The 21,908-nt window shown below is 72.8% G+C and carries 19 protein-coding genes and 1 pseudogene; 15 read left to right on the plus strand and 5 right to left on the minus strand.

What is annotated here, in order from left to right; translation table 11 throughout:
- Nucleotides 1-2: 2 nt before the first annotated feature.
- Nucleotides 3-587, plus strand: coding sequence for a hypothetical protein (locus tag AB0F03_RS01330; protein WP_361985083.1), 585 nt, complete (start codon nucleotides 3-5; stop codon nucleotides 585-587).
- A 19-nt stretch (nucleotides 588-606) separates the two neighbouring features.
- Here the strand turns inward: AB0F03_RS01330 and AB0F03_RS01335 are convergent, their stop codons facing one another.
- Nucleotides 607-882: a hypothetical protein gene (locus AB0F03_RS01335; protein WP_361985086.1), complete on the minus strand. Its 276-nt coding sequence runs from the start codon at nucleotides 880-882 to the stop codon at nucleotides 607-609.
- A 132-nt stretch (nucleotides 883-1,014) separates the two neighbouring features.
- Here AB0F03_RS01335 and AB0F03_RS01340 point away from each other — a divergent pair, with 132 nt between their 5' ends.
- Nucleotides 1,015-1,758 (plus strand): alpha/beta fold hydrolase, encoded by a 744-nt coding sequence (locus AB0F03_RS01340; RefSeq protein WP_361985089.1) that lies wholly within the window; start codon nucleotides 1,015-1,017, stop codon nucleotides 1,756-1,758.
- A 48-nt stretch (nucleotides 1,759-1,806) separates the two neighbouring features.
- On the opposite strand, the gene AB0F03_RS01345 is transcribed toward AB0F03_RS01340, so the two are convergent.
- Nucleotides 1,807-2,121, minus strand: coding sequence for a hypothetical protein (locus AB0F03_RS01345; RefSeq protein WP_356825240.1), 315 nt, complete (start codon nucleotides 2,119-2,121; stop codon nucleotides 1,807-1,809).
- A gap of 222 nt (nucleotides 2,122-2,343) precedes the next feature.
- On the opposite strand from AB0F03_RS01345, the gene AB0F03_RS01350 reads away from it, so the two are divergent.
- From AB0F03_RS01350 to AB0F03_RS01385, 8 genes and pseudogenes are all read left to right on the plus strand, one after another.
- Nucleotides 2,344-2,715 carry an arsenate reductase family protein gene (locus AB0F03_RS01350; RefSeq protein WP_361985092.1) on the plus strand — a complete coding sequence of 124 codons (372 nt, stop codon included), beginning with the start codon at nucleotides 2,344-2,346 and terminating at the stop codon, nucleotides 2,713-2,715.
- 119 nt (nucleotides 2,716-2,834) lie between these two features.
- The gene (locus AB0F03_RS01355; protein ID WP_361985095.1) at nucleotides 2,835-3,587 is read left to right on the plus strand and encodes a hypothetical protein; all 753 of its coding nucleotides are present in this window, start codon (nucleotides 2,835-2,837) and stop codon (nucleotides 3,585-3,587) included.
- Nucleotides 3,588-3,717: 130 nt separating this feature from the next.
- Nucleotides 3,718-4,234: pseudogene (locus tag AB0F03_RS01360) on the plus strand (hypothetical protein); the annotation flags it as partial.
- A 494-nt stretch (nucleotides 4,235-4,728) separates the two neighbouring features.
- Nucleotides 4,729-5,304, plus strand: coding sequence for a winged helix-turn-helix domain-containing protein (locus AB0F03_RS01365; protein WP_361985098.1), 576 nt, complete (start codon nucleotides 4,729-4,731; stop codon nucleotides 5,302-5,304).
- Between the two features lie 67 nt (nucleotides 5,305-5,371).
- Entirely contained in the window at nucleotides 5,372-6,397 is a 1,026-nt protein-coding gene (locus AB0F03_RS01370; protein ID WP_361985101.1) for an NAD-dependent epimerase/dehydratase family protein, read from the plus strand.
- A 51-nt stretch (nucleotides 6,398-6,448) separates the two neighbouring features.
- Complete coding sequence (locus AB0F03_RS01375; protein ID WP_361985104.1) at nucleotides 6,449-7,726, plus strand: sensor histidine kinase; 1,278 nt, start codon at nucleotides 6,449-6,451, stop codon at nucleotides 7,724-7,726.
- Entirely contained in the window at nucleotides 7,711-8,364 is a 654-nt protein-coding gene (locus AB0F03_RS01380; protein ID WP_361985107.1) for a response regulator transcription factor, read from the plus strand. Before AB0F03_RS01375 ends, AB0F03_RS01380 begins: the two co-directional genes overlap by 16 nt.
- 174 nt (nucleotides 8,365-8,538) lie before the next feature.
- Nucleotides 8,539-10,143: a DUF1996 domain-containing protein gene (locus AB0F03_RS01385; RefSeq protein ID WP_361985110.1), complete on the plus strand. Its 1,605-nt coding sequence runs from the start codon at nucleotides 8,539-8,541 to the stop codon at nucleotides 10,141-10,143.
- 84 nt (nucleotides 10,144-10,227) lie between these two features.
- On the opposite strand, the gene AB0F03_RS01390 is transcribed toward AB0F03_RS01385, so the two are convergent.
- Complete coding sequence (locus AB0F03_RS01390) at nucleotides 10,228-10,620, minus strand: hypothetical protein (RefSeq protein WP_356825254.1); 393 nt, start codon at nucleotides 10,618-10,620, stop codon at nucleotides 10,228-10,230.
- Between the two features lie 115 nt (nucleotides 10,621-10,735).
- Here AB0F03_RS01390 and AB0F03_RS01395 point away from each other — a divergent pair, with 115 nt between their 5' ends.
- The 5 genes from AB0F03_RS01395 to AB0F03_RS01415 all read left to right on the plus strand — a co-directional run bounded on the left by AB0F03_RS01395 (nucleotide 10,736) and on the right by AB0F03_RS01415 (nucleotide 15,986).
- Nucleotides 10,736-11,236 (plus strand): tetratricopeptide repeat protein, encoded by a 501-nt coding sequence (locus tag AB0F03_RS01395; RefSeq protein WP_361985113.1) that lies wholly within the window; start codon nucleotides 10,736-10,738, stop codon nucleotides 11,234-11,236.
- Between the two features lie 49 nt (nucleotides 11,237-11,285).
- Nucleotides 11,286-13,193: a hypothetical protein gene (locus AB0F03_RS01400; RefSeq protein ID WP_361985116.1), complete on the plus strand. Its 1,908-nt coding sequence runs from the start codon at nucleotides 11,286-11,288 to the stop codon at nucleotides 13,191-13,193.
- Nucleotides 13,194-13,272: 79 nt separating this feature from the next.
- Nucleotides 13,273-14,169: a metal-dependent hydrolase gene (locus tag AB0F03_RS01405; protein ID WP_361985119.1), complete on the plus strand. Its 897-nt coding sequence runs from the start codon at nucleotides 13,273-13,275 to the stop codon at nucleotides 14,167-14,169.
- Complete coding sequence (locus AB0F03_RS01410) at nucleotides 14,166-15,233, plus strand: PDR/VanB family oxidoreductase (RefSeq protein WP_361985122.1); 1,068 nt, start codon at nucleotides 14,166-14,168, stop codon at nucleotides 15,231-15,233. Before AB0F03_RS01405 ends, AB0F03_RS01410 begins: the two co-directional genes overlap by 4 nt.
- A gap of 36 nt (nucleotides 15,234-15,269) precedes the next feature.
- Nucleotides 15,270-15,986 carry a TetR/AcrR family transcriptional regulator gene (locus AB0F03_RS01415; RefSeq protein WP_361985125.1) on the plus strand — a complete coding sequence of 239 codons (717 nt, stop codon included), beginning with the start codon at nucleotides 15,270-15,272 and terminating at the stop codon, nucleotides 15,984-15,986.
- 7 nt (nucleotides 15,987-15,993) lie between these two features.
- Here AB0F03_RS01415 and AB0F03_RS01420 read toward each other — a convergent pair whose 3' ends face one another.
- Nucleotides 15,994-16,356 (minus strand): isomerase, encoded by a 363-nt coding sequence (locus AB0F03_RS01420; RefSeq protein ID WP_361985128.1) that lies wholly within the window; start codon nucleotides 16,354-16,356, stop codon nucleotides 15,994-15,996.
- A gap of 32 nt (nucleotides 16,357-16,388) precedes the next feature.
- Entirely contained in the window at nucleotides 16,389-21,794 is a 5,406-nt protein-coding gene (gene pulA / locus AB0F03_RS01425; protein WP_361985131.1) for a pullulanase-type alpha-1,6-glucosidase, read from the minus strand.
- Between the last annotated feature and the right edge of the window lie 114 nt (nucleotides 21,795-21,908).

The following is a 21,908-nucleotide window of genomic DNA, read 5'->3' on the forward strand; positions in this document are numbered from 1 at the left end:
CGGTGGGCCTGCTGGACATCCTGCTGGGCCGTACGAGACCGGTGGCGCCGGATCTCGACCGGCTGTTCGCGTTGCCCTCCGCCGCCGTGACGCTCGAGGCGGGGGCCGGTTTCACGGCGACCGGGGACGGGGCGGTGTGCTTCGCTACCGTGGAGGGCGCGGCCTTCGAGCAGACCCATCGTGAGGTGCGGGCGCTGCTGGACGCGGACAGCGACCGCACCGGACCACCGGTGGAGCTGTGCCGGGACGGTTACGGCTACTCCTGGCTGGTGTCCCGCCGCTCCCCCGACCGGCTGCCGCAGCTCGTGGGCGACCTGCACGCGGTGAACACGTCGATGGAGGCCAACGGTTTCGGTCCGCAGCTGCTGTGCTCCCTGGCCGGTTTCACGGACGACACCGGCCGGAGGCTGGCGCTCGTCTACCTGTACAAGCGCGGCACGTTCTACCCGTTCGCCCCGCTGCCCGGTGGCGGCGGGCGGCGGGACAACGCGCTGGAGCTCCAGGTGCGGGCGGCGCTCGGGGACGACCTGCGGATCGAGCCTGACCTGGGCCGCTGGTTCCCGGTCTGGGGCGCCCCCGGCCTGTGACGTCCGGCGGCGCCCCGGCTCACGGCCGGCCCTTCTCCTGTTCCTGCCGCCGGGCCTCGGCGGGCCGTTCCCGGCGGTAGCGCCGTTCCCATCCGGCCTGGCGGTCCCGGCGCTCCCGGTAGGTCCGGTAACTGTCGGGCTGGGTGGCCGGTGCGGCCGACGGGGCCGTACCGGGCGAGCCACGCCCGTGCGTCGCGTACAGGTACAGCAGTGCCACGGCGGCGAGCCACCAGAGGTGGTTGCCGCATCCGAGGAGCACCAGGACGACGGTGCCGGTCGCGAGGATGCCACGCATGACGGACCTCCCTTGGGCGGGTCGAGGGGATGGGGCCGGAGGGTGTCGGCCGGCCGCCTCCGTTCGCTCAGCGTAGGGAATGCGTCACCATGGGTGCATCCTGTTTTCCGGGCGCGGGACCGCCGTGAGTGAATGACCCGCATGGACGAACTCACCGGTTTCAGCTACGCGTACGACGGCGAACGGCTCAGCGGGGTGAGCGCCGGTCCGGCCGGCCGGGCCACGGCGGTCCTGCTGCACGGCGCCGGCAACGGCAGCAAGGAACGGCTGTCGCCGCTGCTCGCCGACTTCGCCGCCCGCGGCTGCCGCGCCCTGGCGTTCGACTTCTCCGGACACGGCGACAGCACGGGAGCGCCGGCCGAGCTGAGCCTGCGCCGGCGCTACGAGCAGGCGGTGGCGGTGCTCGACGCGCACGCCCCGGCGGACGAGCCGCTGATCCTGGTCGGTTTCAGCATGAGCGGCCAGACGGTCGCGGATCTGACGCGGCACTACGGACGCCGGGTCGTCGCCGTCGGCCTGTGCGCCCCCGCCGTCTACGCCCCCGAGGCGTGGGAGGTGCCGTTCGGCGACGGTGACGGCCGCTTCTCGGAGATCATCCGCACCCCGGACAGCTGGCGGACCTCCCCCGCCCTGGCGGCCTTCTCGTCCTACGAGGGCCGGGCGGTCCTGGTGGTCCCGGGCACCGACACGGTCATCCCGGCGGTGGTGACCCGGGCCGTGCAGGAGGCGCTGTCGGCCCGCGCGCGGTTCACACGCCTGGTGCTGCCGGATGCCGAGCACTGGCTGGGGCTGTGGCTGCGCGACCACGCGGCGGACCGGACGGCGCTGGTGGAGGCGCTGGTGGAGGCCGTGGCGGAGCGGGAGCCGACGGTGTGACGGTGCCGGGTGCCCCGCACCGGCGGGGCACCCGGCGGCCCGGCCGGCTCAGCGGGAGTAACGCATCAGCGCCCGCACCATGCGGCACGTCGTGTCGGACGGCGGACGCATCCCGATCCGCTCGGCCGTGCCGCGGATGGTCTCGTCACGGGCCTCGCCCGGCAGGTGGACCCCGGAGTCCAGCAGGGCTATGGCCAGGCGCATGGCCTTCAGGCGCCGGTTGTGCGCGACGTACCACTCGCGGGGCCGTCCGGCCGGCAACGGACGCTTCGCCACGGGCTCGTAGGGCGAGTCGAACAGCACGGATCGCTTGGCGGTGGACTGGGTCGGCAACGGTTTCGGCTTCAGGGCGGCAGCGGGCACGGGCATCCTCCTGTCGCGGTCGGGGCAGCCGCCGGCCGTCCGGCGCCTGCCCTCGAACACTGTGCCTCCATTCTACTGCCGGGCACTGACAACCGGGGTGCGCGGGAGTCGATAAAACAGCAGGTGAGGACGGAAATTGGCGCTCCGTCACGGCAGGTGCCGGTGAGGCTTCCGAGGTCTCGTGAATTCGAACAGAGGTGGGGCCGGGGTACCGTGTGCCGCATGGAAATCTGGATCAACCCGGCCTGCTCCAAGTGCCGTAGTGCCCTGAGTCTGCTGGACGCCGAGAAGGCCGACTACACCGTCCGCCGCTATCTGGAGGACGTACCGGGCGAGGACGAGATCAGGGCCGTTCTGGAGCGGCTGGGCCTGGAGCCGTGGGACATCACCCGCACCCAGGAGGCGGTCGCCAAGGAGCTGGGGATCGGGAACTGGGCCCGGGACGAGGCGTCGCAGGGGCGGTGGATCACGGCTCTCGCCGAGCATCCCCGGCTGATCCAGCGGCCCATCATCACCGCCGACGACGGCACGGCCCTGGTCGCGCGCACCGAGGAGGCCGTACGGGAGGCCGTCTCCCGCGGCAGGCGGAGCTGAGCGCTGCTCAACTCCGCTGTGATCCACGTTACTTGAGACAGTGCCGTGACGGTTGAGTCACTCCGTTCGGTATCTCGTACATAGCGCCGTACGCTCCCCTCTCTGTTCAGGAGGCGCGCATGTCGCGCAGGCGAAGTCTCGGTACGAAGAAGAAGATCGCGCTGCTCGTCAGCGCCGCGGCGGTGGCGGGCGGCGGGGCCTTCGCACTGGCCGGCACGTCCGGCGCCGCGCAGCCGCCGCAGGCGAAGACGCTGTCCGCCGGTGATGCGACGGTCTGCCAGGGGCTCGCCACCGCCCTCGGCAACAACCAGAAGTTCATCGACGGCCAGAAGGCGAACCCGGACGCGCAGTCGGCGGCCCGGATCACCAACCGGCAGGCGGTCATCGACCAGATCAAGGTCCAGCAGAAGGCGTCCGGTTGCACCGTTGGGGAGTCGGCTCAGGACTCCCAGGCGGCGCAGGGCTCCCAGGCGGCGCAGGGCTCCCAGGCGGCGCAGAACGGCAACGCCCAGCAGGGCGGCGGTCAGCAGGGCGGCGGTCAGCAGGCGGGAGGCGCCCAGCAGGGTGCCGGCCAGCAGGCCGGGGACGCCCAGCAGCAGGCCGGGGGCGCCCAGCAGGCCTCCGGTCAGCAGGTGTGCAAGGGCTCCACCGTGACGCTCTCCGGTGAGGGCGGGGCCCCGGCCGCGTCCAGCAGCCAGTTCCCGGCGGGGACGACCCTGAAGGTCACCAACCTCGACAACAACAAGTCCACCACGGTGAAGGTGACGTCCGTCTCCGGCAGTTGTGTCCTGCTGAACAACGCCGCGTTCGAGCAGGTCCGCGAGCCCGGCAAGTTCCTCATCCGGCGGGCGGTGATCGAGAAGGTGGGCTGAGGCCCGGACCGGGAACCGGTCCGGCGACGCGGTGTCCTGCCGTCCACGGCCACGGACGGCAGGACACCGGCGCCCCCCACCGCGGCCGGCCGCGCCTCACCAGGTGAACCTCCTCCACCGACCGGGCCGGGGCCATTCCTCGGACTGCGTGCTGCGGCCGGTCCTCACCTGCCCGGACCCGATCCGCGGCGGCGACGACGACATCCTGGTGCAGCGCGAGGTCCTGGACACGGACATAGCCCCGCACCCGTCCCACACGCGGGCCGCGCCGGCCGGGGTCGCGGAGCGGTGCGCGGCGCAGGAGCCGGTCTTCGGCATCGAGCAGGAGTACACCATCTTCGACGGCGCGATCGTCACCGCGTGCGAGTCGCTCGGTGAGGGCTCCAGGCCGCTGGACCACGTCAAGAACTACGGCGCCGGCATCGACCAGGGCCTGACGGGTCTGCACGGGACGGCTCCGTGGGACGAGTTCTCGTAACGGCGTCTCCGACCGCGGCGCCTCGGTGCGTATGCCGTGGCAGGTCGAGAAGGACGGCAAGGGCTACCTCGAGGACCGCCGCGCCAACGCCGGCGTCGACCCGTACGTGGTGTCCCGCCTGCTGGTGGACACCTGCTGCGCCGCGCCGGAGAAGGCCGGACAGGTCTGATCCGCCGACCGCTTCCTAGGGGCGCCCGCCGTCATGGCGGCGCCCCTCGCGCATGCCGCCGCCTCCCCTGCCGCAGCGGTGCCGTCCGAGGAGTGAGACGGGATTCCGGAGCCGCCGACCGGTCGCCAGGCCCCTGACCAGGCCATCAGACCGGCCCCGTAGCCGTACGCCATGTCAACTTCACGCCAAGGAAGCGTCCAAGCAGTGAGAGGAGACTCCTGCCCGCGGTGCGCCTCTGCTTCAATGGGCCCATGGCCGGCTTCCAGATGATCACCGCGACGGGTCGTCACGACCTCGAGCCGTTCTGGCCTTCCCGTCAGCACCATGACTTCGACCGTGTGTGTTGCCGCGCGACGAACGCGCGGGCCCTCTAAAGCCGTACACCCCCGGCCTTCGGCCCAGCGCGAAACGACGTACGTCCCCGGCGCGCCCGACCACGAATCGTGGCCGCCGTCCTGCCCGACGAACCTCTCGCGCGAAAGAGCTGACCTCTCATGGCGACCACCCGTTCCCTCTCTACCGCCGCCGTCGACTCCCCCGCCCAGAACGGCACCCGGCACCGGCTGCGCGCCGTCGACCGGGACGAGGTGGTGGACGTCGCGGACTTCCTGCCGCCCGGCGCCACCTGGCTGCCCGCGCCGCAGCACACCCTGCCCGCCCTGCCCGGCCGGCCACCGATGGTCGGCTACCTGGTGCTGGTCCCGGCCGACCAGCGGCCCCCGTTCCTGCCGGTCGCGGTCCCGGACCAGCCGGAGGCCGAGCAGGGCGGCGACACCGAGCCGCTGGTGCGGATCGACCCCGTGCGGCGCACCGCCAGCGTGGACGGCCGTGAACTCGACCTGACCTACCTGGAGTACGAGCTGCTCGCGCACCTGGTGGCGCACCCGCACCGGGTGCACACCCGCGACCAGCTGGTCACCACGGTGTGGGGGTACGGCCACGTCGGTGACGGCCGCACCGTCGACGTCCACATCGCCCGGCTGCGCCGCAAGCTGGGCGCCCAGCACCGTCAGACCATCCAGACGGTGCGCCGCGTCGGCTACAAGTACACCCCGCCGGCGGGCCGCTGACCCTCCCCGGCTCTGCCCTCGGCAGAGTCCGGTTCCGGTCCGCCCCCGGACGGGGCACCATCCCGGCATGAGACTTCTGGTGCTGGGCGGTACGGAGTTCGTGGGGCGGGCCGTCGTGGAGGCCGCGCTCGGACGCGGCTGGGAGGTGACCGTCTTCCACCGTGGACGGCACCGACCACCGTCGGGTGTACGGGCGTTGCACGGTGACCGTACCGCCGCCGACGGCCTCGCCGCGCTCGCGGCGGACGGTGGCGGCTGGGACGCCGTGGTCGACACCTGGTCGGGCGCGCCGCGTGCCGTGGACGCGGCGGCCCGGCTGCTGCGCGACCGGGCCGGGCGGTACGTGTACGTCTCCAGCCGGTCGGTGTACGCCTCGCCCCGGCCCAGGGGCGGCACGGAGGACGCGCCGCTGGTCGAGGGCGCGGCCGCCGCCGCGGAGGCGACGGACTACGCCCGGGACAAGCTGGGCGGCGAACTGGCCGCCGTCGGGGCCTTCGGCGCCGCCGGTTCCCTCCTGGTCCGGGCCGGGCTGATCCTCGGCCCGTACGAGAACATCGGCCGGCTGCCCTGGTGGCTGACCCGGATCGCCCGCGGCGGCCCCGTCCTCGCGCCCGGCCCGCGCGGGATGCCCCTCCAGTACGTCGACGCGCGCGACCTCGCCGACTGGCTGCTGGGCGCCGTGGAACGGGAGTCGAGCGGGCCGTACAACCTGGCGAGCCCGCTCGGCCACACCACGACGGAGGAGCTGCTCCGGGCCTGCGTGCACGTCACCGGCGCGGACGCGGAGCTGCGCTGGATCGACCCGGAGGTGATCCTCGGCGCCGGGATCGCGCCGTGGACGGAGCTGCCGGTGTGGGTGCCGCCGGACGGCGAACTGCACACCGCGGTGTACGGCGCCGACGTGTCGCGGGCGCTGGCGACGGGCCTGGTGTGCCGGCCGGCCGCCGAGACGGTCGCGGACACCTGGCGGTGGCTGACCGGGTCGGGGGGCACGGTCCCGCTGCGGCCGGACCTGCCGTCCCCGGGCCTGGACCCGCGGGTGGAGGCGAGGCTCCTGGCCGGCGCCGGGGGTGTACCTGGCACCACCCCCTGACGTGGGGCTCCGCCCAGTGACCGGGCGGGCCGGGCCCGACAGACTGGCGCCATGGACACGGACACGCACGAGGACGACTTCCGCAGCCGCGCCCGGGAGGCGGTGCTGGCCGCGGTACGGGGGCTCGTCCTTGCCCTGGTGATGATGCCGGTGACGCTGCTGTGCCTCGTCCTGACCCTCGTCTCGCTGGAACTCCTCCTGGTCGGCGTCGGATTCCTGCTGGCCCCCTGGATCCTCGGCGGCCTGCGGAACTACGCGAACACCCGGCGCCGGCTGGCCGAGGAGTGGTGCGGGGTGCGGATCCCGGTGACGTACCGGCCCGTCCCGGCGGGCGCCGGCCCCTGGACGCGCACCGTCACCATGCTCCGTGACCCGCAGACCTGGCGGGACGTGCGCTGGCTGCCGGCCGACATGACGGCCGGTTTCGTCACCGCCCTGCTCCCGGCCCTGGTGGTGTTCTTCCCGCTCCAGGGGCTGCTGCTGCCGGCCGGGCTGTGGCGCGCGTACGTGTCCGGTCCGGCCGACACCTACTGGTACGCATTCGTGCCGGTCACCGGTGAGGCCACCGCCGTCCTCGCCGCCGCGCTCGCCGCCGCGCTGCTGGTGTTCGCCCACCGCTTCGCCCCGCGGCTGCTCACCGCGCACTTCCGGCTCACCCGGGCCGTCCTCGGCGGCGACCAGGGCGAACTCGTGGAGCGGGTGCGGGTGCTGACCGAGACCCGGCGGCACGCGGTCGACACCTCGGCCGTCGAGCTGCGCCGCATCGAGCGGGACCTGCACGACGGCGCCCAGGCCCGGCTGGTCGCGATGGGCATGGACCTGGGCACCATCGAGATGCTGGTCGAACGGGACCCGGCGCAGGCGAAACGGCTGATCGCCCAGACCCGGCGGAACTCCGCGGAGGCTCTGGAGGAACTGCGCGACCTGGTGCGCGGCATCCACCCGCCGGTCCTCGCCGAACGCGGACTCGGCGACGCGGTGCGGGCGTTGGCGCTCCGGCTGCCGTCGGCCACGGAGGTGTCCGTGGAGCTGCCGGGCCGGGCGGAGGCGCCGGTCGAGTCGGCCGCCTACTTCGCGGTCAGCGAGGTGCTCACCAACGCCGTCAAGCACTCCGGGGCCGACCGGATCTGGATCGACGTGCACCACGACGACGGCCGGCTGCGGATCACGGTCACGGACAACGGGCAGGGCGGCGCGGCGGTCGGGCCCGGCTCGGGGCTCGCCGGGATCGAGCGGCGGCTCGGTACATTCGACGGAGTCCTGGCCGTCAGCAGTCCCGCCGGCGGTCCCACCATGGTGACCATGGAGATCCCGTGCGTGTTGTCCTAGCCGAAGACCTGTTCCTGCTGCGCGACGGACTGGTACGGATGCTGGAGGCCTACGGCTTCGAGATCGCCGCCGCCGTCGGGACCGGTCCCGAACTCGCCCGTGCGCTGGCCGAGTCGGCGCCGGACGTGGCGGTGGTCGACGTACGCCTGCCGCCGACGCTCACCGACGAGGGTCTCCAGTGCGCGCTCGCGGCCCGGCGGGAGCGGCCCGGGCTGCCGGTGCTGGTCCTCTCCCAGCACGTCGAGCAGCTGTACGCGCGCGAGCTGCTCGCCGACGGCGACGGCGGCATCGGCTATCTGCTGAAGGACCGGGTGTTCGACACGGACCAGTTCGTGGACGCGGTACGACGGGTGGCTGCGGGCGGTACGGCGATGGACCCGCAGGTGATCCAGCAGCTGCTGTCACGGCGGTCGGCCGGCGACCGCGCGCTGGCCCGTCTCACCCCGCGTGAGCGGGAGGTCCTGGAGCTGATGGCGCAGGGCCGGTCCAACGCGGGCATCGCGGCACAGCTGGTGGTGACGGAACGGGCCATTGCCAAACACACCTCCAACATCTTCGGCAAACTGGGCCTGGAGGTGTCGGACGATGACAACCGGCGCGTTCTGGCCGTGCTCGCCCACCTCGACCGCGACCGCTGATCGACGTCGAACATCCGCTGCTCGGGCGGCTGTTGGGATGTGTGTGACGTGGTGGTCCCGGGAAGAATTCGCGGGACGGCTGAACACCTCTGCGACGGCGTGCGTATGAAAGGACGCCGCTTCACTCCTGTCGGGCGCCTCGATGCTGCCCCGCAAGGAAGTCAGAGGAGTTCCATGGGACGCAACACACGCAAACGCCGTACGCCGCTGGCTACCAAGGCCATAGCCGCATCGGCGGCCCTAGCGCTCGGCGGGGGCGGGCTGATCTGGGCGAATTTCTACGCCTCGGCGCACGAGCCGGACCACCAGACGTGGGGAGGCAACCAGACGAAGGCCGCGGCGGCGCAGGTCGCGACCATCTCCTGCCCGGACGTCGGCCAGAAGCTGACGAACGTGCCGAACACGGCCCGTCAGGGCGTGGCGACAGAGCTGGCCAACCTCGACAAGCAGATCACCGAGGCCTACACCCGGCTCGCCTCCACCCGCAACGCCCAGACGAGGGACGCGAGTTTCGTACAGAACGCGATCGTCGGCCCGCTCAAGGAGAAGCGGGCGGCGACGATCGACCGGATCCGGATCGACATCCAGCGGGTCGGCGGTTCCTTCGACGACGCGCTCCGGCAGCTCGCCGCCTGTACGACGCAGGCCGCCAACCAGACCAACGCCGGCGGCCAGCAGAACAACACCGGCGGCCAGCAGCAGAACGGCGGTCAGCAGAACAACACCGGCGGCCAGCAGCAGAACGGTGGTCAGCAGAACAATACCGGTGGCCAGCAGCAGAACGGTGGTCAGCAGCAGGGCCAGAACGGGCAGCAGCAGGGCCAGAACGGTCAGCAGGGCAATGTCGGTGGACAGGCCGGCAACGGCCCGGCGGCGGCCGACTTCGTCGACATCACCAAGGTGGCGCCGAACGTCCAGGGCAAGCCGCGCAGCAGCGGCAACGCCTCGACCGGTACGTTCACCACGCGCTGCGGTGTCAACGCCAACAAGAACCACAACACCGACAACGTGATCGTGGCGCCCGGCGTGACCAACGGCGCGCACCACCTGCACGACTACGTCGGCAACCAGAAGATCGACGCGTTCGCCAGCAACAACACGTTCCTCCAGGGCGGCACCAGCTGCCAGAACAGGAGCGACCTGTCGTCGTACTACTGGCCGGTCGTGCGCGTGCAGGACGGCTCGCAGGACTTCGACCAGAACAAGGACGGCGGCGGCAAGGAAGGCAACGTCGGCAAGATCCTGACCCCGGTGCAGGCCCAGATCAAGTACGTGGGCAGCCCGGCGGCCAAGGTGGTCGCGATGCCGCAGTTCCTGCGCATCATCACCGGTGACGCCAAGACCACCACCAACGGCCTGGCGAACGCCAACGCGCACTGGAGCTGCACCGGCTTCGAGAACAAGGTCCAGCTGACGCAGCAGTACCCGATCTGCCCGCAGGGCAGCAAGGTGGTGCGCACGTTCGCCTTCCAGAGCTGCTGGGACGGGCAGAACACCGACAGCGCCAACCACCGCACGCACGTGGCCTTCCCCGACCCGGCGAGCGGGGTCTGCCCGAACGGCTTCAAGGCGATCCCGCAGCTGACGATGCGCCTGCTGTACAACATCACCCCGCCGACCGTGCAGAACGGCCAGGTGAAGAACGCCTACGCGGTGGACGGCTTCCCGGAGCAGCTGCACAAGGCGGCCACGGACCACGACGACTTCATCAGCATCACGAAGAACGGACTGGCCAACAAGATCGCCAACTGCATCAACCGGGGCCAGAACTGCGCCTGATCCCCGCGAGGGCCGCATGACAGAAGGCCGGTGACGAGTCCCCCTCCCGTCACCGGCCTTCGCCGTGTCCGCGCCGCGGCCGCGTCAGCCGCTGTGCGCGTGGTGGTCGGTGCCGGCCTCCAGGTCGCCGCCGAGCGTGCCGCGCAGCGCCTTGACCGTCCCGTCGTCGCCGACCGCCACCCACTTGCGGCCGACCAGGTAGTGGCCGCCGTAGTCCTTCGCCTCGTTGATCCACTCGCGCTGGCCGCGGTCGGTGGCGAAGGTGGCGAGGACGAACCGCCCGTCGCCGTTGCGGCAGATGGCCTGGCGGATCTCGTCGGCGTCGGTCTGCATGTCCGGCTTGCAGCGGACCTCGGCGGCCAGGCGCTCCAGGCTGCCGGTCGCGGTGGGCGGCACCGCCTCGGTGCGGGCGCCCGGGGCGCAGCCCGCCAGTGCCGTCACGGCCGCGGCGCCGAGCAGCAGCCTCGTCAACCTCATCTGTTCCTCCGGTTCTGGTGAGCCGAGCATGCCCCAGCGCCCTCGGATACGGCTCCCGAGGGCGGTCCGCTCAAATCACTCGCCACGGCGCGCACACGTGTGCGAGGGTGCCCCGGTGAACCAGGACTGGGAAGACCGCGTGGCCGCCGCCTGGGCGTCCTTCGACGGGTATCCGCAGGAGCGGGCGGACGAGTTCCGCGCGGTGATCGAGGGCCTCGTGGCCGAGCTGCCGGCCGGCAGTCCGCTCGGCCCGTTCGAGTCGGCGTGCGCCTGGGACTCCACCGGTCACTCGGACCGGGCGGTGCCGCTGTACCGGCTGGCGCTGGATCGTGGACTGACCGGGGGCAAGCGCCGCCGCGCCCGGATCCAGCTGTCGAGTTCGCTGCGCAACATAGGGCAGGCGGCGGAGGGGGTCCGGCTCCTCACTCCCGAACTGGACGCTCCGTCGGACGAGTTGGACGACGCGGTGCGCGCCGTTCTCGCCCTGTGTCTGTCCTCCCTCGGCCGTGACCGCGAGGGGCTGGCCCTCGTGCTCGGCGCCCTGGCCCCGCATCTGCCACGCTACCAGCGGTCGATGGCCGCCTACGCGCGCGCCCTCGTCGGACCGGAGGCGTGAACCACTCGTCCCACGGTGACCAACCCACGGCCCGCTCGTTCTCCCGTACGTGCAGTCACAGGATGTAGCCCAGCGTCACGCACCCGCCTCCGCCGCCCCCGTCGGTGTCGAGCAGGCCGAGGCCGCGCTCGTCGAGCACTACGCCCGGCTGGTACGGCTCGCCTACCTCGTGCTGCCGCCGGGCCCCGGCCGCAGCCGCCGCGTGCTGACCGCACACGCCCTCGCCCAGCGCGCCCTGCCCCGCGGCCGCAAGCGGCCGGCCGTGATCCCGGCCCAGCCGCCGGGCCGGGAGGGCGACTCCGGGTACGCCTATCTGCGCGGCCGGGTCCTGCGGGCGACCCTGGAGGCGGCCCGCCCGCGCACGGGCCTGCCCCGGCTGTCCCAGCTGCCGCCGCCGCTGCCCCTGGTGTGGGGCCTGCGGCTGTTCCCGCGCTCGGGCGGCGCGGACGCCCTCGCGCTGGACCAGCGGCTGTCCGCCCTGTCCGCCCCGGCCCGCGCCGCGTACGTGCTGCGCGGCCTGGAGAAGCTGTCCGACCCGGACGTCCGCGAGCTCCTCGAGGCCGCCGGTGTGGACGACCCGAGCGGCGCGCTGGCCTCGGCGGCCAGCGTGCCCGCGCTCCCGGGTCTGCTCTCGTCCCCCGAGTTCGACCCGTGCGCGCTCCAGGCCCGCCCCACCGACCTCAGGCGCCGTCACCAGCACGCCAGGGCCGCGCTCGCCGCCGCCGCCGCGCTCGCGGTGTGCGGCGTGCTGGTGGCCCTGCCGGGCGGCGGCTGGGGCCCGGACGGCGCCGCCGCGCCCGTCTACGCCGAGAACCCGGCCGCCGAGGCCGCCCTGGACCCCGGCAGGCTCACCCGGGTCTCCCCCACCGCCTGGCGGACCTCGGCCCGTAACGACTTCTCGGCGTGGCCCGCGCGCGGGCCGCTCACCGGGGACCGGGCCCTGCTGCGCCGCGCCCTCGCGGTCTGGGCCCGCCCCGGGGAGACGGTCCGCGTCGCGGCGCCTCCGGGCACCGCGACCGGCGGCCCGGCCGGCCCGCCCCAACTGCTGTACGCGGGCGAGGTGGACAACGCCCGAGTGGTGCTGCTGTACGACGGGCTGCGCATCGCCCGGTACGCCGAGCCGAGGGACGGCACCCAGGGAGCGGCCCTCGACTTCGCCCGGGTCGACGGCGCGACGCGTGCCGGGGCCGGCGCGCTGGTGCTGAGCCGCGCCGACGGCAACGCCCGCTATCTGATTGCGCCGTGGGTGCGGAAGGCGGCCCGGCGTGACCTGACGAAGCCGGACGCGACCGCCGTCCCGCTGACCGTGACCGACGGGGTGACCGCGCCACTGGCCAGCCCCGTCCTGCGGCCCGGTGCCTGCACCTCGTGGACCGTGCTCCAGCTGACCGGCCCCTCCGGCACCCAGGTGTCCGGTGACCTCGGCGAGCTGGTCCCGGCCCATCTCACGGCCGGCCGGCCCGGTTCGGCCGGGGAGCTGACCGGCGAACGGCTGCGCACGTGGGCGCCGTTCGCCTGCTCACTGGCGGCCGAGCGTTCGGCGGGCGTCCGGAGCGTCAACGCCTGGGCCTACGCCGAGCAGCCGCTGCCCGACGGCAGCGGGGCGGGAGCGTGGGTGTGCACGCGGGCCGAGACCTGGCGCGGTGACGGCACGGCCGCGCTGGCCCAGTTCCGTACGCCGGGCGGAGCGACCGGGGCGGTCGTCGCCCGGGGCACGGACGTGCCGGCCTGCGGGCCGCGGGATCCCCACGTGCTGGCCGGGGTGCTGTGGAAGTCGGCGGGCGGGCACTGGTACCTGCTGGCCGCGGGCAGCCCGGGGATGTCCTCGGTCTCGGCGACGGGCGGCGTGACCGCGTCGGCGCGGGGCCCGCTGCTGATCGCCAGGGCCACGCAGGGCGTCCGGGCCGACCTGGCCGGCACGCTGGCGGACGGGCGGCGGATCACCGGGCTGCGGTGACCGACCCTCGTTGACACCAATGTCAACAAGGTGCCGCACAGGGGTTCTCACGCGCCGTACCCGCCAGTACATTGACGCCATGTCTCATGAGCAGGCCCGGCCGGTGGAGTCCGAGCGGGTCGCCCTCAAGGCCCGTGACGTGTCCTTCTCCTGGGCGGACACACCCCTGCACTGGGTGCCCGGCGACCCGTTCACCGCGCACACCATCAATGTGCTGCACCTGCTGCTGCCCGCCGGTGAACGGTGGTTCGTGCACGCGTACAAGCAGGCGCTGCCGCTGATCCGGGACGACCGGCTCCGCGAGGACGTCGTCGGGTTCATCGGGCAGGAGGCCATGCACTCCCGGGCCCACGACGAGGTCCTGCCGCATCTGCGGGCGCAGGGGCTGGACCCGACGCCGTACACCGCCCAGGTCGACTGGTTCTTCGAGAAGCTGCTCGGCGACCGCTCACTGCCGCCGGGCAGGCCGCGCCGCTGGTGGCTGCTGGAGCGCCTCGCGCTGATCGCCGCCATCGAGCACTACACCGCCTTCCTCGGCGACTGGGTGCTCAACGCGGCCGAGCTGGACCGGCGCGGCGCCGATCCGACCATGCTGGACCTGCTGCGCTGGCACGGTGCCGAGGAGGTCGAGCATCGCTCGGTCGCCTTCGACCTGTTCCTGCACGTCGACGGCGGTTACCGGCGCCGGGTGCGCACCTGGGCGCTGGCGTTCTCGGCGCTGGTGTTCCTGTGGCAGCGCGGCGTGCGCTTCTTCCTAGAGAACGACCCGGCCCTCGTCGACGGCAAGGCCTCGTTCCGGGAGTTCCGGCTGCGCGGCCGGCAGGGCGTCCTGCCGGCCACCGGCGACATGCTGCGGTCCGTACCCCGCTATCTCAGCCGCGCCTACCACCCCTCGCACGAGTGCTCCACCGCCCAGGCCGTCGCCTATCTGGCCGCCTCCCCCGCCGCGCTGGCCGCCGCCAGGAGGCAGGTGTGACGCCCGGGCCGCGGGCCGTCGCGCTCGTCGCGGGCGCCGCCCTGCTCACCCGGCGGGCCCTGCGCCGCCGGATCAAGGCCTCCCCGCTGTGGCCGCTGCCCGCCCTGGACCCGCCGGTCTCCGGCCGGCCGCGCCCCCGTGCGCTGCGGCTGCTGCTCACCGCTCGGGAGGCGGTCGCCGACGGGGTCGTACAACTGCGGCTGGAGGGTGCCGGTCTGCCGCGCTGGGAGCCCGGCGCCCATGTGGACCTCGTCCTGCCGTCGGGGCTGGTCCGGTCGTACTCGCTGTGCGGGGACCCGGCGGACACCTCGTCCTACACGGTCGCCACACGGCTGGTGACGGACGGCCGGGGCGGTTCCCGCGAGGTGCACCAACGGCTCACCGTGGGCACGGAGCTGGAGGTGCGCGGCCCCCGCAACCGTTTCCCGCTGGTGGACGCGCCGTCGTACGTCTTCGTCGCCGGCGGTATCGGCATCACCCCGGTCCTGCCGATGCTGCGGGCCCTGCCGGACGGCACCGAGTGGCGGCTGCTGTACGGCGGGCGGACGCGGGCGTCGATGCCGTACCTTGACCGGCTGCGCGGGCTCGCCGGGGCGGGGGACGGCGGCAGGCGGCTGACGGTCGTCGCCGGGGACGAGGACGGACGGCCGGACCTGGACGCGCTGTTCGCCGACGTGCACCAGGGGACGGCGGTGTACTGCTGCGGCCCGGAGGGTCTGACGGCGGCGGTACGCGAGCGGCTGCCCGCCGGGGCGACCCTGCACACGGAGCGGTTCACGCCCGGCGCGGGGGCCGCCGGCGACACGGAGTTCCAGCTCGAACTGCGCCGCAGCGGACGGACCCTGACCGTGCCGGCCGGCTCCTCCGTCCTGGCCGCCGTGCGGCGCGTACTGCCGGACACCGCCTACTCCTGCGAGCAGGGGTTCTGCGGGACCTGCCGGCAGCGGGTACTGGAGGGCGAGGCCGATCACCGGGACGAGCTGCTGACGGACGTGGAACGGACCGACTCCCTGCTGATCTGCGTCTCACGGGCCCGGGGCGACCGACTGGTGCTCGACATGTGAACACCGGCGGCCGAATCCGATCGGTAAGGTGTTCGCATGAGTACCGGGGTTCGCCGCAGGATGGGCGTCGAGGAGCGGCGGCAGCAGCTGATCGGTGTCGCCCTCGACCTCTTCAGCCGGCGCTCGCCCGACGAGGTCTCCATCGACGAGATAGCGACGGCGGCGGGCATCTCGCGTCCGCTCGTCTATCACTACTTCCCCGGCAAACTCAGCCTCTACGAGGCCGCGTTGAAGCGGGCCGCGGACGATCTCGCGAGCCGCTTCGCCGAGCCGCACGAGGGTCCGCTCGGCGCCCGGCTGCTGCGCGTGATGCGCCGCTACTTCGACTTCGTGGACGAGCACGGACCCGGTTTCTCGGCGCTGATGCGCGGCGGCCCGGCCGTGCCCGCGGACGGCGTCGGCTCCCGGGAGCACGCGTCGGCGACCCACGCGCTCATCGACTCGGTGCGGCAGGCCGCGTACGACCAGATCCTGTCGCATCTGGGTGTGGCCGAGGCGCCCGCGCGGCTGGAACTGGTCGTACGCTCCTGGATCTCGCTGGCCGAGTCCACGGCCCTGCTCTGGCTGGACGGCCGCCGCATCCCGCGCGCCGAACTGGAGCGGCAGCTCGTGCACGACTTCGCCGCGCTGACCGCCGTCAGCGCCGCTCACGACCCGGACATGGCGGCGCTGGTGCGCACGATGATGCGGGCCGAGCCGGCCGACGGCCCCTTCGCGGAGCTGGCCGGCCGGCTGCTGTCCCTGGCGACCTGAGCGGCGGCTACCGGTCGAACTTCCGGTACGAGGCGTCGAGGTCACGGACCTCGGCGGAGGCGTGCAGGGTGACCGCCGCCTCCGCCACGTGCTCCCGGAGCAGTTCCAATACCGCCTCGGTGAGCCTCGTCCTCGTCTCGTCGCTGCGGCCGGCGAGGAGCCCGATCGTCACGTGCACGACGGCGTGCCCGCGCGCCCCGGGGTCCTCGTACCCGAACACGGTGTGCGCGCTCGGCCGGAACTGCGTCTTGCAGGCCTCCGGCTTCGCCGCCGCGATCTTCACGGTCGCCTCGTGCAGCGCCCGCGCGAACCCCTCGCGGTCGAAGGCGTCTTCCACGGTGTCGGAGTAGTCGACGGTGATCTGCGGCATGCGCACTCCTGTTCTACGGCAACGGCCTCGGCCTAGTCCCCGGTCCGGGTGAACACCGCCACGGTCCGCGCCGGCACGGTGAAGGTACCCGAACCGGTGGCGTAGGAGGCGGTCTTCACGACCGGGTCGGCGCCGGCGGCCTGCACCGGGTGCAGCCGGTAGTGCCGGCCGGTGAGGGCGCTGATCCGCTGCTCCTGCCGCTGGGGCGTGGCGTTGAGGACGACGACCAGGCCGCCGAGGCGCATGGTGATCACGCCGGGCGTCTCGTCCTTGCCGGACAGCGGGAAGGAGAGGTGCTCCTGCACCTGGGCGGTGGTGCCCAGGGAGAAGGTCTTCTCGCTCGTCCGGATCCGCAGCAGGTCCTGGTAGGCGGCGGAGGCCCCGGTGATCTGCGGGCAGTCGACCTTCACCGTGGTGAGCAGCGGTGCGGCGTACGTCCACTTGGACCGGTTGTCGGCGGCCATGGGCAGTCCGCGGCCGAAGCCGTTGCCGTCGGCGCAGTTCCAGTGGATGGCGTTGAACCAGTCCCCGCTGTCGTGCGAGTTGCGGTCCAGGGACTTGGAGCGCAGCAGGTCGGTGCCCGCCTGGGACAGGGACGGGCCCTGGGAGAGGGTGGCCGTGGCCATGGCGAGGACCTGCATCCGGGCCCGGTCGGCGGCGCTCGTCGAGGCGGGCAGCTTGTAGGCCAGTGTGTCGAAGAGGGACTCGTTGTCGTGGGCGTCGGCGTAGGCCAGGGCGTCACCGGGCGCGTCCGCGTAGCCGGCGGGCGAGCCGTTGTAGTCGACACCGGCTCCCGTGACCTTCTTGCCGTCGGTGTCGGTGAAGGTGAAGGACTTCAGGTCGCCGGTCAGGCCGATCTTGATGAGGTCCTGGTAGTGCAGCAGCCGGGCCTTCTGCTGAGCCGTGGAGCCGTTGGCGGTGGAGGAGTTGGGGTCGGTGTAGAGGCCGGAGGCGAAGCCCTGCACGCCGGGGTCGGCGTCGAAGGGGCTGCCGCCGCGGACGGCGTCGCGGGCGCGGTCGGAGAAGGTGGCGATGCCGGTGCCGGCCATGTTCTTCTGGGTGGCCTGCACGAAGCGGGCGTCGTCGGCGACCTCGCCGAAGTTCCAGCCCTCGCCGTAGAGGATGATCTTCTTTCCGTCGACGCCGTCCTTCTGCGGCGTCAGCGCGTCGAGGGCTTTCCTGACCGCGAGGATGTTGGCCTTGGGGTGGTGGCCCATGAGGTCGAAGCGGAACCCGTCGACCTTGTACTGCTTGGCCCAGGTGACGATCGAGTCCACGACCAGCTTGCCCATCATGGCGTTCTCTGGCGCCGTATTGGCGCAGCAGGTGCTGTCGGCGACCGAGCCGTCGGCCAGGAGCCGCTGGTAGTAGCCGGGCACGATCCGGTCCAGGACGGCGGTGTCGGCCTGGCCGGCGGCCGCGGTGTGGTTGTAGACGACGTCCATGACGACCCGGAGGCCGTCCTGGTTCAGCGCCTCGACCATCCGACGGAACTGCACCGTGCGGGCGGTGCCGTCGGGGTCGGTGGCGTAGGAGCCCTCGGGGACCGTGTAGTGGTACGGGTCGTAGCCCCAGTTGTAGGCGTCCTTCGCGGCGGTCTTCGCCACGCACGCCTGCTGCTGGTCGGAGTCGGCCGGGTAGGCGGCCGGATCACAGTCCGGGGTCTCCTGGCCGGCCTTCTTCTCGGGGATCGTGGCGATGTCGAAGGCGGGCAGGAGGTGGACGTAGGACGTGCCGGACTTCGCCAGCGCCTTCAGGTGCCGGGAGCCGTCGCTGTTCTTGTCGGTGAAGGCCAGGTAGGTGCCCCGGTCCCGCGCCGGGACGGTCCTGTCGGCGACGGAGAAGTCCCGGATGTGCAGTTCCTGGATCTGCGCGTCCTTCAGCGGTACGGCTCTGGGCTTGCGCAGCGCCGGCCAGCCGGCCGGTGCGAGGGATCTGTCGTTCAGGTCGACGACGAGGCTGCGCTCCGAGTCGGCCGTGAGGGCGACGGAGTACGGGTCGGTGACCTTGTTGGTGACCAGCCTGCGGACGCTGGGCGCCCACACCTCGACGACGTACCGGTAGGGCTTGCCCTTCCAGGACGCGGGGCCGGTGACGGACCAGACGCCGGTGGCGGGGTCCCGGTGCATCGCGACCGCGCGGCCGTCCAGGTCGAGGCGGACGGACCGGGCCGTCGGCGCCCAGACGGAGAGCGTCGGCCTGCCGTCGTGGAAGACCGGGCCCAGCCGGGCCTTGGTGGCGCCCGGGTAGAGGTCGTCCAGCACGCCGGCGGTCTGCACGCCGGTGGCGGCCAGCACGGCACCGTTGGCGGCCCGCTGCGAGGCGACGAGCTGCCCGGTGAGCGCCGCGCGCACCCGGTCCCGGTCGCGCGGGTCCACGGACCAGGCCGCGCGGTCCTTCAGGTGCGGGAACCTCGCCTTCTGCGCGTCGGTGAGCGTGGTCTTCGTCAGCCGCAGCCACCGCTCGTCGTCGCTGGTCAGCGTCCCGTCCTTGACGGTGATCGAGCCGTCGCGGGAGTACAGCAGCTGGGTGGAGGCGGCGCCGTCGGTGCCGTCCCAGGCCACGGTGTCCCGGTCGATCCAGACCGCCTTGGAGGTGGTCAGGTCGAGGGCGGCGGCGCTGCCCGCGGGCTGTGGCAGCAGGTTCTGCTCCTGGCCGCTCAGCAGCCACGCCTCGTGCCCGTCGGCGGTGAGGTCCAGGGACCGGTCGGTCGGGAGGTCCTTCTCGTCGCCCTTGTGGATGAGGTAGCTGAGGCTGCCCGCGCCCTCGGTGAGGGGCACCTCGAAGACCGCGCCGTAGGAGTCGGTCCTTACCGGCTCCAGGGGTTTCGACCAGTCGGTCGGGTGCGCGGCGCCCGTCCAGACGTGCAGGCCCCAGCCGTCGTAGTTCCCGTCGGCCCGGTGGTAGTGGAGGACGGCCTTGGCCGTGTCCTGGGCCGGGTAGGCGGGCCGCTCGGTGCGGACGTCGGCCTTGCCCTGCTCGATCCACACCTCGCCCGTCCTGGTGACGTCGATCGACCGGTCGGCGGAGACGTCCTTGTCGCCGTTCTTGTCGACGACCAGGAAACCGATGTTCGAGGCGCCCGGCTCGAGCCGGACGTAGGCGAAGGCGCCGTAGGCGTCCCGCCCGGTGAAGGGGTGGCCGGCCGGCCAGGTCGTGGCCTCGCCGTCGGCGAGGTCGCCCCAGGCGTACAGGCCCCAGTCGGCGTAGTCGTCGTCGGTGCGCTTGTAGTGGACGACCGCGTAGTCCCGGGAGGTGGCCGTGGGCACCTCGGGTGCGGGCGGGGTGCCCGTGCTGCTGTTCGCGGTGGCGCTCGCGGTGTGCCCGGCCGCGTCGACGACGACGGCCTTGTAGCGCAGGGCGGTTCCCGCGGGCACGTCGGTGCCGAGGGTCTGGGTGACCTGGTAGGGGGCGTGGTCGGCGGAGCCGAGGATCCGCCACGGGCCGTTGCCGGTCTGTGCGGCGAAGACGACCCGGTCGAGCGGGCCGCCACCGGTGCCGGCGCTGATCCTCACGGTGCCGGTGGCTCCGGCGGCCGGGGCCTTCAGGGTGATCACGGGTGCGGTGGTGGGCTCGGCGAGGGTGCCGGACGCCTTGTAGACCACGGCGGAGCCGGCCGGGACGGTGACGGTGAGCCTGCGGTCGGCGTCGGATCGCACGGAACCGCCGGCTCCGTGGATGCCCCGGTAGGTCATGCCGGCCGAACCGGTCGGGAAGGTGGCCGTCTTCGCCGTGCCGGCGTTGTTGAGGGCGACGACGTACTCCTGGCCGGTCCCGGGGTCCGTCCGGGTGAAGGCGTAGATCCCGGCGCCGTCGGCCGCGTACCGCTCGGTCTGCACGCCGTCGGTCAGGGCCGGGTTGGCCTTGCGGAGCCTGGCGAGGCCGGCGATCTGCCGGTAGAGCGGGGCGCGGGTGTCGTAGGAGGCGCTCGCGTGGGTGCGGTCGGTGCCGATCTCGTCGTCGTCCAGGTAGTCGGCGACCTTGGAGGCGAACATCGTCTGGCGGGCGTCCTTGTCACCGCCGGAGCCGGTGAAGCCCTGCTCGTCGCCGTAGTAGACGACCGGGTTGCCGCGGCTGAGGAACATCAGCTCGTTGGCGAGTTCGTCCTTCTTCAGGATCTCGGCGTCGGTCGCCCTGGGGTCGTCCTGCTTCAGGAAGTAGCCGAAGCGGCCCATGTCGTGGTTGCCGAGGAAGGTGACCTGTTCGTAGGCGTTGGCCTTGTCGGTCGTGTACGCGTAGTCGTCACCGAAGACGCCGGCGAGCCGCTGGGCGCTGCCGCCCTGGGAGGCGTAGGCGCGGGCGGCGTCCTGGAAGGGGAAGTCGAGGGTGGCGTCGAGGCGGCCCTGGGTGACGTACGGGGCGGTGACGGAGGTGTCGGCGGAGTACACCTCGCCGAACATGAAGAAGTTCTTCCGGCCGTGCGCGGCGGCGTACCGGTCGAGCGCGGTCGCCCACTGGGTCCAGAACGGCAGGTCCACGTGCTTGACGGTGTCGATCCGGAACCCGTCGACGGCGAAGTCCCTGACCCACCTCTCGTAGATCCGCTCCATGCCGTGGACGACCTCGGGGCGCTCGGTCCACAGGTCGTCCAGGCCGGCGAAGTCGCCGTAGGTGGCCGACTCACCGGCGTACGTGGAGTCCCCGCGGTTGTGGTACATCGTCGGGTCGTTGAGCCAGGCCGGGACCTTGCCCCCCGCCGTGACCTCGGGGGTGCGCGGGAAGGAGGCGGCGTCGACGGCCGGGAACCCCTTGCCGCCGGCCGCGCGGTCGGCGTCGTCGAAGGGCCTGCCGTCCGCGGTCAGGTAGGGGAAGGCGCCCTTGGACAGGTAGCCGTAGGACTTCTCCCGGTAGTCCACGAGGTCGGCCGTGTGGTTGGTGATGACGTCGAAGAAGACCTTCATGCCCTTGGCGTGAGCCTTGGAGATGAGGTTCTTGAGGTCCTGGTTGGTGCCGAAGTGCGGGTCGACCTGGGTGAAGTCGGTGATCCAGTAGCCGTGGTAGCCGGCGGAGGCGTTGGCGCCGGTGCCCTGCACGGGGCGGTTCTTGAAGAGGGGCGCCAGCCAGATGGCGGTGGTGCCCAGGCCCTTGATGTAGTCGAGCTTGCCGGTCAGGCCCTTGAGGTCGCCGCCCTGGTAGAAGCCCTTGTCGGTGGGGTCGTAGCCGGTGCTGAGGCGGGAACCGGTGAGTCCGCCGCGGTCGTTGGACGGGTCGCCGTCGGCGAAGCGGTCCGGCATGACGAAGTAGAACTGTTCGCGCGTGTCGTCGTGCCGGGCGGGCTGGGCGGCGAGCTTCGCGTCCGAGGGGGGTGCGGGCGGGGTGGCGGCCCGGGCGGCCAGTGGCTGGACCAGGGCTGCGGCCAGGGCGACGACGGTGACGGCCGCCGCCCTTCTGCGATGCGGGGTACGGCGCGTGCGGGGCGCCGGCCATCTCGGTATCACAGGCGGTAACTCCTTGCGGTTGCGGCTCTCTTAGGGGCGACCCCGACGCCGGCGGCACGCTGCGCCGCCGGGCGACCGCGCGACCGTACCGCCGGCGAAAAGGTTTCAGCAAGA

Origin of the sequence: Streptomyces sp. NPDC028722 (assembly GCF_040637655.1) — a bacterium.
In the GTDB taxonomy this organism is placed as follows: Bacteria; Actinomycetota; Actinomycetes; order Streptomycetales; family Streptomycetaceae; genus Streptomyces.